Below are 14,877 nucleotides of genomic sequence, written 5' to 3' on the forward strand. Positions count from 1 at the left end.
TACCCGACGGGTTCCGCCTGCGGCGGTTCCAGAGGGCGGGGTCGGGCCACTGCTCGCCAACGACCGCCGGCGCCGGCGCCGGCGCCGGCCCGGGGCCGGTCGCCGTCTGGTAGGACGTCGCCATGTTCCAGGTCGGGATCCACCTTCCGCAGTACGGCCGGGTCGCCGGCGCCGAGGCCGTCGGGCGGGCGGCGAAGCTGGCCGAGGAGCGGGGCTTCGCCGGCCTCTGGGTCAGTGACCACCTGGTCCAGCCCGCGGCGCAGGACTACCCGTCGCCCTACCTCTACGACCCGATGGTCACCCTCACCTGGGCGGCGGCGCTCACCTCCGAGATCGGCCTCGGCACGAGCGTGCTCGTCGCCCCCCAGCACAACCCGCTCGAGGCGGCCAACCAGCTCGCCAGCCTCGACAACCTGTCGGGCGGCCGACTGACCGTCGGTGTCGGCGTGGGATGGTCGGCGGGGGAGTACGCCGCCCTCGGCTACGACTTCGGCGACCGGGGCGACCGCCTCGACGAGATGCTCGACCTCTGGCGCACGGTGTGGCGCGACGACCCCGCCACCTTCCACGGCCGCTTCACGAGCTTCGACGACCTGCGGGTGCTGCCCCAGCCCGCCCACGACATCCCGATCTGGGTCGGCGGCTCGGGGCCCCGGGCCCGCCGGCGGGCGGTCGAGAAGGGCGACGGGTTCCACCTCATCGGCCTCGACCCCGACGAGGTGCGGGCGCCCATCGAGGCGCTGCGGGCCGAGCGCCCCGAGCCCGGGTTCACCATCTCGCTCCGCACCGGCTGGGACCCCCAGGGCATGGACCACGACCGCATCCGCGACGAGCGCGAGCGCTACGAGGCCGCCGGCGTCAGCTACGTCGTCGCCGCCCCGTGGCGCAACGACCTCGACGACTGGCTCCGCTCGATGGAGCTGCTCGCCGACCTCGTCGGCCTCGAGCCCCGCTGAGGCGCCGGCGGCGGGCGCCGAGCGGGTGAGGTGGAGGCGAGCACCTCCGGATTCCGGTCGCTCTCGCCTCCACCCTCATCGTCGCCGGCACGCACGGTCCTTGCGCGGGCCCGTCGCCCGCTCGACCTCACCGACGACCTCCCGGGTCGGGTCGCTCTCGTGGCGGGGAGGACCTGTTCGTCAGGCGCCGGCGGGGAGGGCGATCGCGGCGAGCTCGACCCGGACCCTGGCGTGGACCTTCACCACCAGCAGGCTCGGAGGCTGGACGTCGAAGTCGGTGACGTCGAGCTCGGTGGTACCCGAGAGGGTGAGGCTGCCGTCGTCGTCCCGCCACAGGTGCAGCACGCCCTCGAGGGGCCGCTGCACGCCGTGGAAGTCGAGGGTGCCCTCGCCGGCGTGCCCGTCGGCGCCCGGCACCAGTCCGGTCAGCGTCCCGGTGACCGTGGGGAAGCGACGAAGGTGGAGGCGGCGCTCGGCCTCGCGGTCGATCAGCGGGTTCCCCGAGCGCATCGACCCGAGTGCGATCTCGGTGCGGCCGGCGACCGGGGCGGTCGGGTCGAGCGCGCCGTCGGCGTCGAGGGTGACGTCGAGCCAGCCGGTGGCGGGCGCGTCGGTGGTGATGGGGTGCAGGCTCGACGAGGCGTGGACGGTCACCGTCGACCGGGCGGGGTCCAGCTCGTGGCGCACGACGCCAGTGTGGCGCGGGCGGGGCGATGGCCCACGGTCCGGGTCGGCGCCCGCACTTCGGTCCGATCGGGAGCCGGCCCGAGCCGCCACCGCCGCCTCGGTCCGGTCGGAGCCGGCCCGAGCCGCCACCGCCGCCTCGGTCCGGTCGGGCCACGGCTCGACCCGCCACTGCCGCCTCGGTCCGGTCGGAAGTCGGCCCGAGCCGCCGCCGCGGTCGTGTGGGCATCGGCCCGAGCCGCCACCGCCGCCTCGGTCGTCGAGGCTGCCGGCCGGCGCGCAGTACCCTCGCCCGCCGGCCCGCTCGGGCCGGACGATCGAGCACGCGACGGACGCGATGGAAGGGCACCCGATGGGACGGTCAGGTTGGGCACGGAAGGCGGGCGCCGTCGCGGCCCTGACCCTCGCGGCGGCGGCTTGCGGCAGCGGCGGCGGTGACGATGCCGCCCCGGCCGACGACACCACGGTCGGGACCTCCGTCGCCACGACCGACGACAGCGAGGCCGACAGCGCGGTCGGCGGGTGCCCCGACGCCACCACCCTCGAGGTGGTGAACGGCGAGTCGGCCCGTGGCGCCGCCGGCGACCCGGTGACACTCGCCAGCGGGCCCGTGGACGTCGCCACCTCGTTCGCCGACGATTCGGGCAGCAGCGCCAGCTTCGTGTTCGCCGATTATGAAGTGGCGGCCGACCCGCAGTTCGGGCTGTCGGCGCCCGTCGGCGACCCCGAGGTCCCCGCCGGCGGTCTCATCATGGTGGTCACCATCTCCACGGGCGGAGAGGGCGAGATCACCGCCGGCGAGTACCGCGCCCTCGAGACGGGGGAGGGCGCCGTCGACTCACCGGGGGACCTGACCGACCCCGACGCCACCATCCCGGACGTGCCGCCGAGCGTGAGCTTCGAGGCCCTCTACCTCGGCGACGACCGGGTCCTGCCCATCGGGTTCCACTCGGTGAGCGTCACCGAGATCACCGACACCGCCATCTGCGGCGAGATCACCGGCGACACCGGCGAGACCGAGCTCCAGGCCGACGGCTTCCCGGTGCTGGAGGGCACCTTCGTCGCCGAACGGGTCTGAGCCGCACGCTCCCACCGGGAGACGGTCACCGCGGCGCCGCTATTCTGTGGGCGGATCAGTGGGTGACGGGCAGGCTCGGGCGATGGGACGGGTCACGCAGGCGGGGCGCGACGGCGTCGCTCCCGTGCACCCGCACGGCAATCGGCGACGTGGAGATCGATGATGTCTGACGGGAAGAAGATCTTCGTCAGCTACCGCGAGGCGGACACCGAGAGCACCGCGGGTCGCATCCGCGACGCCCTCGTCCGCGAGTTCGGCAACGACCGGATCTTCTACGACGGCGAGAGCCTCTACTGGGGCGACAACTGGAAAGAGGCGATCGACGAGGCCCTGGGCCAGACCGACGCCATGGTCGTGGTCATCGGCCAGCGGTGGTTCGACGAGTTCGAGCGCAAGGCCGCCTCCCGTGAGCGCGACGTGCACAAGCAGGAGGTGCAGGCCGCGCTCCGCCAGGGCGTCCCGATCTTCCTCGCCCTGGTCGACGACGTCACCAAGCTGGACACGAACCGACTCCCGCACGGGCTCAAGAAGCTCGGCTCGATGGAGGCCCAGCCGCTGCTGAAGAAGGGCTTCATGGAGCGCTTCGTGCCCACCTTCGTCGAGGAGATCGGCAAGCGGCTCTCCGGCCCGGGCCCGGCCGCGAACGATCCCAGGACGGTGATCGTCGCCCCTCACGGCGAGGCCGACTTCCGGGAGATCGCACCCGCCGCCCGTGCCGTCCCCACGGGCTCGACGATCTACGTCCGGCCCGGCCACTACCTCGAGGCGGTGACCGTGGACCGCGAGCTGCAGATCGTGGCCGAGGGCGAGCGCGACGAGGTGGTCCTCGAGGTGGACGACGGGACGGCCCTCACCTGGACGGCTCCGCAAGGCCTCGTCGAAGGGCTCACCGTCGTGGCCGCGGCCCGACGCGACGGCGTGGGCGTCCGGGTCGCCGCCGGCCGGGTGACCCTGGACGGCTGCGCGGTCTCGGCTCGGGGCCACGACCGGTCGACCGGGGTGATCATCGAGGGCGACACGGTCCGCCCCGTCCTGCGCCAGTGCGAGATCGCCGAGGTGCAGGTGGGCGTCGTGTTCGGCGAAGACACCCACGGCCGCCTCGAGGACTGCCGGATCGAGGGCGGGGAACACGGGCTGGACGTCCGCGACGGCGCCGATCCCGTCCTCCATGGCGGTGAGGTCCGCGGTGGCACGAGCGCGCTGCACGTCGCGCGGGCCCTCGGCAGCTACGAGGCGGCGGTCCTCGCCAGCCCCGGGACCGCGTTGGCGGTGTCGGGCGAGGGGGCCGCGCCGTGGGTGAAGGACTGCCGGATCGAAGGTGTCCGCACCGGCGTCGCCATCCTGGACGGCGCCGGCGGCACCTTCACCGACCTGGAGGTCGCCGGCGAGCCGGCCGTGGGGGTCGAGGTGGCGGGCCCGTCGGCGCCCGAGCTGCACCGGGTGGCGGTGGTCGGGGGCGGGGCGGCCGGCACCGAGGGGTTCTGCGTGGGCGGCGGCTCGTCCCCCCGCCTGCTGCACTGCAACGTGACGAAGGTCGCGGTGGGCCTGGTGGTCAGCGGTGGCTCGCGGCCCGACGTCGAGGGCCTGCGGGTGCACGAGGTGACCGATCAGGGCGTGCTCGTCACCGGCGCCTCCGCCCCTCGTCTCGCCGATTGCGAGATCTCGTCCGTCACCACCGGCCTCCTGGTCGACGGCGCGTCGACGCCCACCACCGACGGCCTGCAGGTGCACGGCTCCAAGGGCCACGCGCTGCACCTCACCGAGCAGAGCGCCGGCACCTGGGCGAACGTGGTGGTCACCGGATCGACGCTGGCGGGCATCAAGGTGGACGGAGGGGCCGACCCCACCTTCACCGACGTGACGATGAGCAAGCTCACCCGTCACGGCATCGTCGTCTACACCGCCGGGCGGGGCAGGTTCGAGCGGGTCCGCATCGAGGGCTCGAGCGCCGTGCTGAACGGCAAGCACTTCCCGGCGATCGCGGTCGCCGACGACGAGAGCAACCCGACGTTCCGTGACTTCACCGTCGAGGGCGGGGCATCGTGCGGGGTCTGGGTCAGTGAACGGGGCGCCGGCACGTTCGAGGACGGGCGGGTGACGGGGACGGGCAAGCAGGGAGTGATCGTCGAGACCGGCGGCGTCCCTACGTTCTCGGGCCTCGAGGTGCAGGGCGCCGGGGGCTCGGGCATCGCGGTGCTCGGCGGCGCGCCTCGGCTCACGCGGTGCACCATCGGCGACGTGGGCCGTCGGGGGTCGCCGTCTCCGGCGAGGCGCAGCCCGTGTTCGAAGAGATCACGATCGCGGGGTGCTCCTGGCACGGCATCGCCGTCGAGGGTGCGGCCGTCGGGACCTTCCGACACCTCGACGTCTCGGGCGCCAAGAGGAACGGGGTCGACGTCGACGGCGGGTCGATCAGCCTCACGGACGCCACGATCCACGAGACGGTCGGGTTCGGCGTCGACGTCACCAAGGGTCGGGCAGAGATCGTCGACTCCGAGATCCACCGCACCGGAGCGGCGGCGATCCGCGTCGCCAAGGACGGCGTGATCTCCGTCCGCGGCACGGAGGTGCACCACATCAAGGCCCCGGTCCAGATCAGGAAGTCCTGGTGGTCCGGGGCGGTCTATGTGGGCAAGGGGGCCACCGCGGCGTTCGCGGACTGCTCGTTCCACGACAACTTCGCCTCGGAGAACCCGGTGATGCGCCATGCCCAGGCAAAGACCGACCTCAGCGGCTGCACGAACTACGGCACGCCTTGGCCGTGACCGGCGACGGGCCGCGCCCTGACGCCACCGCCCGGCTCGGCGCCATGCCACACTGACCCCTCGTCGGCGACGACCCTCGGGTGCCGCCGACCGGGACCGACGACAAGCGATCTGGTGTGCCGGGCCCGACGCCCGGACGAGGGGAGGACCGAATGGCCGACGAGACGCCGCTGCAGGAATCGGAGACGATGTGGGAGCTGGTGCAGCGCCGTGCGGCGCTGTCGCCCGACGCCCGGGTGCTGGTCGACCCGGACGGCCGTGCCCTCACCTTCGGTGAGCTGCACGATCGTGCCGAGCGGGTCGCCGCCGGCTTCCAGGCCATGGGCATCGGCCCGGGCGACAAGGTCACCTGGCAGCTGCCCAGTCGCATCGAGACCGTCGTGGCCTCGGTGGCCCTCGCCCGCCTCGGCGTGGTGCAGAACCCGATCCTGCACATCTACGGGGAGAAGGAGGTCGACTTCGCCCTCCACCAGTTCGCCCCGAAGCTCTACCTCGGCCCCGGCGAGCTCTTCGGCGTCGACTACAACGCCCGTGCCGAGCGCCTGGGCGCCGACGTCGAGCCGCCCGTGCAGGTGCTCTCGGCGTACAGCGATCTCCCTGAGGGCGACCCGTCCACCCTCCCGCCGCCGCCCGAGTCCGGCGACGACGTCCGCTGGCTCTACTACACGTCGGGCACCACGTCGGACCCGAAGGGCGTCCAGCACACCGACAAGACCCTCATCGCCGGCGGCTACGGCCTCGCCCACGCCATCGAGTGGGACCCGGACGTCGACCTCGGCTCCATCGCCTTCCCCTTCGCCCACATCGCCGGCCCCGACTACCTCGTGCTCATGCTCGTCACCGGGGTGGGCGCGGTCATCGTCGAGGGCTTCAACCTCGAGGCCATCCTGCCGGCGTTCCGGGAGTACGGCGTCACCTCGGCGGGCGGCTCGACCGCCCACTACCTGATGTTCCTCGCCGAGCAGCGCAAGGACCCGTCCACCCCGATCCTGCCTTCGCTGCGCCTGCTCGCCGGCGGCGGGGCACCCAAGCCGCCCGAGATCTACTACGAGGTCAAGCGCGAGCTCTGCGAGCTCGGCACCCTCCACGGCTACGGCATGACCGAGTGCCCGATGATCGCCCAGGGCTCGCCCAGCGACAGTGAGGACCAGCTCGCCAACACCGAGGGCAAGCCCGTCTACGCCTGCGAGGTGCGCATCGTGGGCGAGGACGGCAACGTGTGCGCCGCCGGCGAGGACGGCGAGGTCCGCCTCAAGGGCCCGATGGTCTTCAAGGGCTACACCGACGAGTCGCTCAACGCCGATGCCTTCGACGAGAACGGCTACTTCCGCACCGGCGACGTCGGCCACCTGCGCGAGGACGGCCACATCGTGCTCACCGGCCGCCTGAAGGACATCATCATCCGCAAGGGCGAGAACATCTCCGCCAAGGAGATCGAGGACGTCCTCTACACCCACCCGAAGGTGGGCGACGTGGCCGTCATCGGCGTGCCCGACCGCGAGCGGGGCGAGATGGTGGTGGCCGTGGTCCAGGCCGCCCCCGGCGAGGACGAGCTCACCTTCGACGAGATGGTGGCGCTCTGCCGCGACGCGGGCCTCATGACCCAGAAGATCCCCGAGCGCCTCGAGGTGGTCGAGGCCCTGCCCCGCAACGAGACCCTCAACAAGATCCTGAAGTACAAGCTGCGCGAGCAGTACGGCTGAGGGGCGGGCGGTCGGCCACCATGGGGGCATGGGGGACGACCGCTACTACCGGCCGGCGCTGTCGCGCATCCATCACGAGGGGTTCGGGTTCCACGCCGACGCCTGTGCGCCGGGCATCCTCGCCCTGCTCGACGACGTGCGGCGGCGGGACGGCCTTGTCGTCGAGGTGGGTTGCGGCTCCGGGCTGCTGACCCGCCACCTGCTCGGCGCCGGCCACCGGGTGATCGCCACCGACGCCTCGCCGGACATGCTCGACCTCGCCCGGTCGTATGCACCGGAGGCGGAGGAGCACCGGGTGCTGGCGCTGCCGGACGACCCGCTGCCCGAGTGCGACGCGATCGTGTCGACCGGCCATGCCCTCAGCTACCTGCCAGACCGGACCACCCTCGAGGCGGCGCTCGTCGCCTGCGCCCGGGCGCTGCGCCCCGGCGGTGTGCTGGCCCTCGACCTCGAGGACCTCACCACCCGCGACGCCCAGATGGCGAGGCCCCCGACCCCGTGGCTGGGTGACGACTGGGCGCTGATCATCGAGCGGGCCAGCGACGCCCCCGACCACTTCGCCCGTTTGATGACCACCTTCATGCGGCGTCCCGACGGCACCTACGAGCGCGGCTTCGAGCGCCACGACAACGTGCTGGTCGACGTGGAGGGCGTCGTCCGCCCCCTGCTCGAGGCCGAGGGCCTCGCCGTCGACATCGGCCTCAGCTTCGGCACCGAGACGAACATGGAGGGCCTCATGGTCGTCGTCGCCCACCGCCCGCCGGACTGACGGCCGGGTCGTCGCTTCTGGCTCCCGATCCGATCGCCAGGACGACCGAATCGGGAGCCAGTTCGGCAGGGCTCGGTCGTCCGGCGGCGTCGGGTGGCGCGAGAGGGCGCTGGGCGGCCCGTGGCCGGCGCCGGTCGTAGGCTCCGCGGCCATGGGGGCCACCACGCGCGAGATCGTCGACCCGCACCACCACCTCTGGCCGGCGGACTTCGCCGGCGGGGCGATGGGGGCCTACGGGCTCGACGAGTTGCGGGCCGACACCGACACGGTGCCGGAGGTCGTGGCCACGATCTTCATGGAGTGCCACGCCTCCTACCGGCCCGACGGCCCTGAGCACCTCCGCCCGGTGGGGGAGACGGAGTACGTCGCCGGCCTCGCCGACGAGAGCGAGCGGACGCCGGGCGCCACCATCGTCGGGATCGTCGGCCACGCCGACCTCAGCCTGCCGATCGACCAGCTCGACGAGGTGCTCGACGCCCACGAGTCGGCGGCGGGCGGGCGGTTCCGGGGCATCCGGGACGCGCTGGCCAGCGTCCCGTCGGGGATGACGCTCATGATCCCCGGCGGCGCCGACCCCGATCGCTCGACCGACGCCGACTTCCGTCGCGGCGTCGCCCACCTCGGCGAGCGGGGCCTGTCCTACGACACCTGGCAGTACCACGTGCAGCTCGGGGACCTGATCGAGCTGGCCCGGGCGGTGCCCGGCACGACCATCGTCTGTGACCACTTCTCGACGCCGCTCGGCGTCGGCGTGTGGGCCGGCCGCCACGACGAGATCTTCGAGGCCTGGTGCCCGCAGCTCGCCGAGCTCGCCGCCTGCCCGAACGTCGTGGCCAAGCTCGGCGGCCTGGCCATGCCCGACAACGGCTTCTGGCCCCTCGGCGGCGAGCGCCCCGACGTCGACGCGTTCCTCGCCGTGCAGGAGCGCTGGTACCGCCACGCCATCGACTGCTTCGGCCCCGACCGGTGCATGTTCGAGTCGAACTTCCCGGTCGACAAGATCAGCGTCGACTACCCCGTGGTGTGGGAGGCCTTCGAGCGCATCGCCGCCGAGTACCCGGCCGACGAGCAGGCCCAGCTCTTCGCCGGCACCGCCCGCCGCGTCTACCGCGTCTGACGCCGCCCCGTTCGTACACGCCCTGCCACGCAGGTGTTGCCAACTCCATACCAGAACGAAGTGGGGGGCTCAGCCCGGGGGCGGGGCGTCGGCGGCGGCGACGTGGAGGTCGAGTGCCGGCGGCTCCTTGGCCACGATGGGCTCGAACATGGCCCGGAAGGCGTCGACGGACAGGCCGGCGGCGTCGGCCAGCGCCGCCAGCTCGTCGGCGTCGTCGAAGTCGTCGCGGCGCACCCGCAGCATGTAGCGGCGGGCGATGGCGTAGCGGGTGGAGTTGACGTCGACCACCCGCACGGCGGTGCGGCCGGTCTCGGGGTCGAGCATCTCGGCGAAGGGCACGGGCACGAAGTGCCCCGCCTGCATCGTGATCATCACGCCGCTGCCCCCGGAGATGAGGTACTTGGCGGCGCAGTAGCCGAGGTCGCGCGTGTACTCCATGTCCACCGGGATGGGGTCGGCGCACCGCAGCTCGTAGCCGACGTCCTTGGCCACGATGGTGGTCTTGATGCCGAGCTCGGCGAGGCGCTCGCGCACCTTCACCTTGAGGATCTGGCCGATGTCGATCTCCGCGATGCGGACGTGGCCGTGCTCGTCGAGCTCCACGTCCTCGAGCTCTTCGAGCTCGGCGGGGTCGAGGCTGAGGACCACGCCCTCGGCGATCACCGCCACCCCGTCGCGGCGACCCGCTCGGCGACGCTTGATGATGCTGCCCACGAGCGTGTCGACCAGCTCGGACAGCGCGATGTGGTCGCCGAACTCTTCGGGGATCAACGTGATGGTGGCCCCCGCGGCCTTGCCGATGCCGAGGGCGAGGTGGCCGGCCTTCCGTCCCATCGCGATGACGAAGTACCAGCGCCCCGTGGTCTTGGCGTCGGTCATGAGGTTCGAGACGATCCCCACACCCTGATGGCGGGCGGTCTGGAAGCCGAAGGTGTCCACCCACGGCGGCAGGTCGAGGTCGTTGTCGATGGTCTTGGGGGCGTGGACGACCTGGAGCCGGCCTTCGGAGCGCTCGGCGAGGCGCATGGCCGAGTAGGCGGTGTCGTCCCCGCCGATGGTGATCAGGTGGGTGATGCCGAGGCGCCCGAGCGAGTCGATGCAGGCGTCGAGCAGGGCCGGGTCCTTGGTGGGGTTGGCCCGGGCGGTGCCAAGGATCGACCCGCCCCGGAAGTGGATGCGGCTCACCGACTCGGCCGTCAGCTCGGTGACATGGCTCGTGTCGCCGGCCATGAGGTGCTCGAAGCCGTCACGGATGCCGATCACGGGCACCCCGGCCAGCTCGGCGCGGATGGTGGCCGCCCCGATCACGCTGTTGATCCCCGGCGCGGGGCCGCCGCCGACGAGGATCCCGAGCTTGGCGTCGTTGGTCATGTGCACCCTCCGGTCTCGACCACTCCCAGCATGGCCGCTTCCGCGCCGTCTCGTCTCGCCCCGAGCGGCCCCCGGCCGGAATTCACCCGCCCGTCATCGATGAGGGGCAGCTCGCTGCCGCCGGCGAGCATCCCGATCATCCACCGACTCGACCGAGTCGCGACGAGCGGGTGCCGCCCCGATCGCGACGGCGCCAGCCGTCGCCCGCGGGTGAGGATCGAGCGCAGCTCCCGCGGCACGATGAGGGTCGTCGACCTCGTTGGTTCGGGTCTGCGAGCATGGGCGTCGTGAGCATGGTGACGAGCGACCTGAGCGAGCTGCACGAGTTCGACTGCCCCCGCTGTGGGCAGCCGGCCGCCGCCCGTTTCTACGGGCCGTGCGACCCCTGCCGCGACCAGTTGCGGGCCACCCTCGGGGGCGAGCAGCACGAGCTCGAGAAGACCATCTACGAGACCAAGATCAACGTCGTTCCCAACCACGTCGCCACGAAGGAGTGACGGCGGGCGCGTGACGGCGGGTCGGGTGGCCACGAGCGGCGCCGGCCGATGACCTCCTCGCGCTTCGACGACGTCTCGGTCGAGCGGCTGCGGCGCCGGCGCACGGTGAAGTGGTCGCTCTACGGCCCCGACGTGCTGGCCGCCTGGGTGGCCGAGATGGACTTCGACGTGGCGAAGGCGGTGAAGGCGGCGCTGCTCGACGCCGTCGAGCGCGAGGACTTCGGCTACGTCGAGGCCGACACCTCCGAGCTCACGGACGCGGCCGCCGCCTTCTTCACCGCCACCTACGGGTGGGAGGTGTCCCCGCGGCGGGTGTTCCTCGTCGCCGACGTCCTGGCGGGGATCGCCGGCGCCCTCGGCGCGTTCGTGCCCGCCGGCGCCCCCGTCGTCCTCCCGACCCCGGCCTACCCGCCGCTGTTCGACGTGATCGAGCTGTCGGGCCGGCCGGTGGTCCCCGTGGCCATGATCGGCGGCGACGGCGGCGGGATGGCCGTCGCCCCCGCCGGCCCAGGCGACCCGGCGTCGCCCGGCTCGCCGAGGCGGTCGAGCGAGACCGCTGCCGAGGCGGGCACGACCGCCGGCGCCTCACCGGCTGCCGGTCCGCCCCCCACGTCGGGCACCGCCCTGCGTGCAGCAGTGCTGGACCTCGAGCGCATCGACGCGGCCCTCGCCGCCGGCGCCCGAGCGGTGCTGCTCACCAACCCGCACAACCCCACCGGTCGGGTCTTCACCGCCGGCGAGCTGCAGGGCCTGGCGGCGGTGGTCGACCGCCACGGCGGCCGGGTGATCGCCGACGAGGTGCACGGGCCGCTCACCTCCCCCGGCCACCCGTTCGTGCCGTACGCCTCGGTGTCGGATGCGGCGGCGGAGCACGCCGTGACGGTCATCTCGGCATCCAAGGCGTGGAACCTGGCCGGCCTCAAGTGCGCCCAGGTGGTGGCCACCAACCACGACGACGCCGACCAGTGGCGGCGCCTCCCGCTGTTCGCCGTGCCCGGCCCCTCGCCCCTCGGCATCGCCGCCTCCGTCGCCGCCTACCGGGACGGCCTCGACGCCCGGGGGTGGCTCGCGGATCTGGTGGCGTACCTCGACGGGAACCGCCGGCGCCTGGTCGAGCTCGTCGGCGCCGAGCTGCCCGGCGTGCGCCTCCACCCACCCGAGGGGACGTTCCTCGCCTGGCTCGACTGCGCCGCGCTCGGCCTCGAAGACCCCGCCCGCTTCTTCCTCGACGAGGCCCGGGTGGCGCTCAGCGACGGCCCGCCCTACGGCGGAGGACTGGACGTCTCGGGTCCCGGCGGTGGAGCGTCCTCCTACGCCCAGCACGTGCGCCTCAACTTCGCCACCTCGGCGGCGCTGCTCGACCGCATCGTCGGGTCGATGGGGGAGGCCCTCCGTCGGCGCTGACCGGCTGGAGAACCCTTGAGCGCTCGACCGGACAGCGGTACCGTCGACGTGCTGTCCGACTTCCCCTCCGTGACCGAACGATCGGAAGGGTGTGTCCATGGCCATCGACGAGACGGCTCGATTCGAGCTGCACGAAGGACTTCGAGAGGTGCTGGGTGACGCGAGAGCGGATGCGCTGATGAGCCTGTTGCCACCGACGGGCTGGGCCGACGTGGCCACCAAGCACGACCTCGACGTGATCCGAGACGACATCGTCCGGCTCGAAGCGCGGATGGATGAGCGCATCGCATCAGCGGTCGACATGCTCGAGGCCCGGCTGATGGCGGCCTTCCACCGAGAGATGATCCGGCAGTTCTGGGCGCTCGCCGGCACCCTGGTCGCCGTCGCCGCCATCCTCACCGCCAACAACGTCTGGTGATCCGGAACCGGCGGCCGGCAGCCGGGCGCCTGAGCGTCCGACGGGTCAGTGGGCCGGAGAAAGCGACGGGTCTCGCCTGCCGGGCGGCGGCGTAGCGTCGGCGCATGCCTGACGCCGCCGCCGACCCGCTCGCCCCTCGCGCCGCCGCCCACGCCCCGCTGCCCGACGACGCCGCCGCGCTCTGGAAGAACTTCTGCGTGTGGCCCGACCGGGTGTACCTGCCGAAGTTCCTCGGCTTCGAGGTCGAGGAGCTGCGCGAGGACTACTGCCGGCTCCGCCTGCCCTACCGACCCGAGCTCGAGCAGCCCGCCGGCCCCGTGCACGGCGGTGCCGTCGCCTCGCTCATCGACACCGTGGTGGTGCCCGCCGTCGGCTGGGTGTTCCCCACCGTTCCTCAGATGCTCACGCTCACGATGAACGTCGAGTACCGGGCGGCGCTGATCCGGGCCGACGCCGTGGCCGAGGGCTGGATCACCCAGCGGGGCAACTCGATCGTGTTCGCGGAGGCCGAGGTCCGGGCGGCCGACGACGCCCGGGTGGTGGCCAACGGCCGCCTCGTCTACAAGGTCCGTCCGGCGACCGCGGCCTGACCACGGCCGGACCACGGCCGGACCATGCGGTGCGGTCGCCCTCGGCTGCGGCTCGGACGTACCGTTGGTACGTGAGCGCTGAAGCAGGGCCCCGGTCGGAAGGGGCGCCGTCGCCGGCGGACGGGATGACGCCGGACGAGACCGTCGCCGCCTTGTTCTTCCAGCCCGACGCCCTCGACGACCCGACGCCCTACTACCACCACCTTCGTTCGGTGGCCCCGGTGCACCACAGCGGCACGGGCGCCATCTTCCTCAGCCGCTACGAGGACTGCCGCGAGGTCCTGCGGGACAACCGCTTCGGCAAGTCGAACCGTGAAGGCGACAGCCTCATCCCCAGCAGCGACCCCGCCGCCACCGAGTTCCGCCGGGACCTCCTCCGCCGGCGGGGCGCCAATCGGCCCATGTCGATGTTGTTCCTCAACCCGCCGACCCACACCCGCCAGCGCGGGCTGGTGTCGCGGGCGTTCACGCCCCGGCGGGTCGAGGAGATGAGATCGCGCATCCGCACCCTGGCCGACGGCGTGGTCGACCGCTTCGTCGAGTCCGGCGGTGGCGACCTGCTCGACGCGATCGGCTTCCCCCTGCCGGTGGCCGTCATCGGTGCCATGGTCGGGGTCCCCGAGCCCGACTGGCCCCAATTCCGCAGCCTCATCACCGCCGCGGCCGCGGGCATCGAGGCCGGCGCCAGCGTGGACGACCTGAAGGCTGCGGAAGCCGCCAACGCCCAGGTCTACGGCTACTTCCAGGACCTCGTGGCCGAGCGCCGCGCCCAACCGCGCGACGACCTGTTGTCGGACCTGCTGGCGGTGAACGACGACGGCGACCGCCTCAGCGAGCCCGAGATCATCGTCGTGGCCATGCTGCTGTTCGCCGCGGGCTTCGAGACCACCACGAACCTGATCGGCAACGGCACCGTCGCGCTGTTGCGCAACCCGGACGAGATGGCCCGCCTCTGGGCGGATCCGACCCTGCTGCCCACCGCGGTCGAGGAGATGCTCCGCTGGGACTCGCCGGTGCAGCTCGACGTCCGCACCGCGCTCGAGCCGGCCGAGGTGGCGGGCGAGCCGGTGGACGTGGGCCAGAGCGTGGTCACCCTGCTCGGGGCGGCCAACCGGGACCCTGATCACTTCACCGACCCGGACCGCTTCGACGTCGGCCGCGACGAGGGCCCGCCCATGAGCTTCGCCTCGGGCATCCACCACTGCCTCGGTGCCAACCTGGCCCGGGCCGAGGGGCAGGAGGTGTTCGCCGCCCTTCGCGACCGCTGCCGCACCATCGAGCTCGACGGGCCGCTCGTGCGGCGTCACCGCATGACCCTCCGCGGCTTCCAGGCCGTTTCCGTGCGCGTCACGCCCCGCTGAGACCACCGCGTCCCGGTGATCGGCTGAGACATCCGTCACGATTGCTAGATTTTTCTAGCAAAGAGGTTGACGTTCGCGAACATGCTTGCAAGAGTGAGCACAGGCGCCACCGGAGCGAGCTGCACGACCTCCGGGAGCGCCGTCCGAGACGCCGAAGAGTGAAG

The 14,877-nt window shown here is 72.7% G+C and carries 14 protein-coding genes; 12 read left to right on the forward strand and 2 right to left on the reverse strand.

The genetic code is table 11. The features are described 5' to 3' along the window. The first annotated feature begins 122 nt into the window (after positions 1–122). Positions 123–956 carry an LLM class F420-dependent oxidoreductase gene (locus JNK12_07975; protein ID MBL8775852.1) on the forward strand — a complete coding sequence of 278 codons (834 nt, stop codon included), beginning with the start codon at positions 123–125 and terminating at the stop codon, positions 954–956. Between the two features lie 180 nt (positions 957–1,136). Here JNK12_07975 and JNK12_07980 read toward each other — a convergent pair whose 3' ends face one another. Continuing rightward, positions 1,137–1,643 carry a YceI family protein gene (locus JNK12_07980; protein ID MBL8775853.1) on the reverse strand — a complete coding sequence of 169 codons (507 nt, stop codon included), beginning with the start codon at positions 1,641–1,643 and terminating at the stop codon, positions 1,137–1,139. A gap of 349 nt (positions 1,644–1,992) precedes the next feature. Here JNK12_07980 and JNK12_07985 point away from each other — a divergent pair, with 349 nt between their 5' ends. The 6 genes from JNK12_07985 to JNK12_08010 all read left to right on the forward strand — a co-directional run bounded on the left by JNK12_07985 (position 1,993) and on the right by JNK12_08010 (position 9,072). Further along, positions 1,993–2,718 carry a hypothetical protein gene (locus tag JNK12_07985; GenBank protein ID MBL8775854.1) on the forward strand — a complete coding sequence of 242 codons (726 nt, stop codon included), beginning with the start codon at positions 1,993–1,995 and terminating at the stop codon, positions 2,716–2,718. Between the two features lie 162 nt (positions 2,719–2,880). Continuing rightward, positions 2,881–5,265, forward strand: a complete 2,385-nt coding sequence (locus tag JNK12_07990; GenBank protein ID MBL8775855.1) for a right-handed parallel beta-helix repeat-containing protein — start codon at positions 2,881–2,883, stop codon at positions 5,263–5,265. Continuing rightward, positions 5,262–5,483, forward strand: coding sequence for a hypothetical protein (locus JNK12_07995; GenBank protein ID MBL8775856.1), 222 nt, complete (start codon positions 5,262–5,264; stop codon positions 5,481–5,483). The genes JNK12_07990 and JNK12_07995 overlap by 4 nt, the downstream gene beginning before the upstream one ends. A gap of 152 nt (positions 5,484–5,635) precedes the next feature. Further along, on the forward strand, positions 5,636–7,186 hold the full coding sequence (locus JNK12_08000) for an acyl--CoA ligase (protein MBL8775857.1): 1,551 nt from the start codon (positions 5,636–5,638) through the stop codon (positions 7,184–7,186). Positions 7,187–7,214: 28 nt separating this feature from the next. Then, a complete protein-coding gene (locus tag JNK12_08005; protein ID MBL8775858.1) occupies positions 7,215–7,955 on the forward strand; it encodes a class I SAM-dependent methyltransferase in 741 nt (246 codons plus the stop codon). A 151-nt stretch (positions 7,956–8,106) separates the two neighbouring features. Next, positions 8,107–9,072 carry an amidohydrolase family protein gene (locus JNK12_08010; protein MBL8775859.1) on the forward strand — a complete coding sequence of 322 codons (966 nt, stop codon included), beginning with the start codon at positions 8,107–8,109 and terminating at the stop codon, positions 9,070–9,072. Positions 9,073–9,141: 69 nt separating this feature from the next. Here JNK12_08010 and JNK12_08015 read toward each other — a convergent pair whose 3' ends face one another. Next, positions 9,142–10,443 (reverse strand): 6-phosphofructokinase, encoded by a 1,302-nt coding sequence (locus JNK12_08015; GenBank protein MBL8775860.1) that lies wholly within the window; start codon positions 10,441–10,443, stop codon positions 9,142–9,144. Positions 10,444–10,760: 317 nt separating this feature from the next. Here JNK12_08015 and JNK12_08020 point away from each other — a divergent pair, with 317 nt between their 5' ends. The 5 genes from JNK12_08020 (at position 10,761) to JNK12_08040 (ending at position 14,713) form a co-directional block, all read left to right on the forward strand. After that, positions 10,761–10,940 carry a hypothetical protein gene (locus JNK12_08020; protein MBL8775861.1) on the forward strand — a complete coding sequence of 60 codons (180 nt, stop codon included), beginning with the start codon at positions 10,761–10,763 and terminating at the stop codon, positions 10,938–10,940. A 48-nt stretch (positions 10,941–10,988) separates the two neighbouring features. Continuing rightward, entirely contained in the window at positions 10,989–12,344 is a 1,356-nt protein-coding gene (locus tag JNK12_08025; GenBank protein ID MBL8775862.1) for an aminotransferase class I/II-fold pyridoxal phosphate-dependent enzyme, read from the forward strand. 97 nt (positions 12,345–12,441) lie between these two features. After that, complete coding sequence (locus JNK12_08030; protein ID MBL8775863.1) at positions 12,442–12,762, forward strand: hypothetical protein; 321 nt, start codon at positions 12,442–12,444, stop codon at positions 12,760–12,762. 104 nt (positions 12,763–12,866) lie between these two features. Continuing rightward, complete coding sequence (locus JNK12_08035; GenBank protein ID MBL8775864.1) at positions 12,867–13,352, forward strand: PaaI family thioesterase; 486 nt, start codon at positions 12,867–12,869, stop codon at positions 13,350–13,352. Positions 13,353–13,423: 71 nt separating this feature from the next. Then, positions 13,424–14,713, forward strand: coding sequence for a cytochrome P450 (locus JNK12_08040; protein MBL8775865.1), 1,290 nt, complete (start codon positions 13,424–13,426; stop codon positions 14,711–14,713). Positions 14,714–14,877 lie beyond the last annotated feature (164 nt).

This window comes from Acidimicrobiales bacterium, from assembly GCA_016794585.1.
Classification (GTDB): Bacteria; Actinomycetota; Acidimicrobiia; order Acidimicrobiales; family DATDAH01; genus JAEUJM01.

Coding starts and splice junctions, on each gene's coding strand:
- JNK12_07975 (MBL8775852.1), top strand. CDS start 123: ATGTTCCAGGTCGGGATCCACCTTCCGCAGTACGGCCGGGTCGCCGGC.
- JNK12_07985 (MBL8775854.1), top strand. CDS start 1,993: ATGGGACGGTCAGGTTGGGCACGGAAGGCGGGCGCCGTCGCGGCCCTG.
- JNK12_07990 (MBL8775855.1), top strand. CDS start 2,881: ATGTCTGACGGGAAGAAGATCTTCGTCAGCTACCGCGAGGCGGACACC.
- JNK12_08000 (MBL8775857.1), top strand. CDS start 5,636: ATGGCCGACGAGACGCCGCTGCAGGAATCGGAGACGATGTGGGAGCTG.
- JNK12_08005 (MBL8775858.1), top strand. CDS start 7,215: ATGGGGGACGACCGCTACTACCGGCCGGCGCTGTCGCGCATCCATCAC.
- JNK12_08010 (MBL8775859.1), top strand. CDS start 8,107: ATGGGGGCCACCACGCGCGAGATCGTCGACCCGCACCACCACCTCTGG.
- JNK12_08015 (MBL8775860.1), bottom strand. CDS start 10,443: ATGACCAACGACGCCAAGCTCGGGATCCTCGTCGGCGGCGGCCCCGCG.
- JNK12_08025 (MBL8775862.1), top strand. CDS start 10,989: ATGACCTCCTCGCGCTTCGACGACGTCTCGGTCGAGCGGCTGCGGCGC.
- JNK12_08030 (MBL8775863.1), top strand. CDS start 12,442: ATGGCCATCGACGAGACGGCTCGATTCGAGCTGCACGAAGGACTTCGA.
- JNK12_08035 (MBL8775864.1), top strand. CDS start 12,867: ATGCCTGACGCCGCCGCCGACCCGCTCGCCCCTCGCGCCGCCGCCCAC.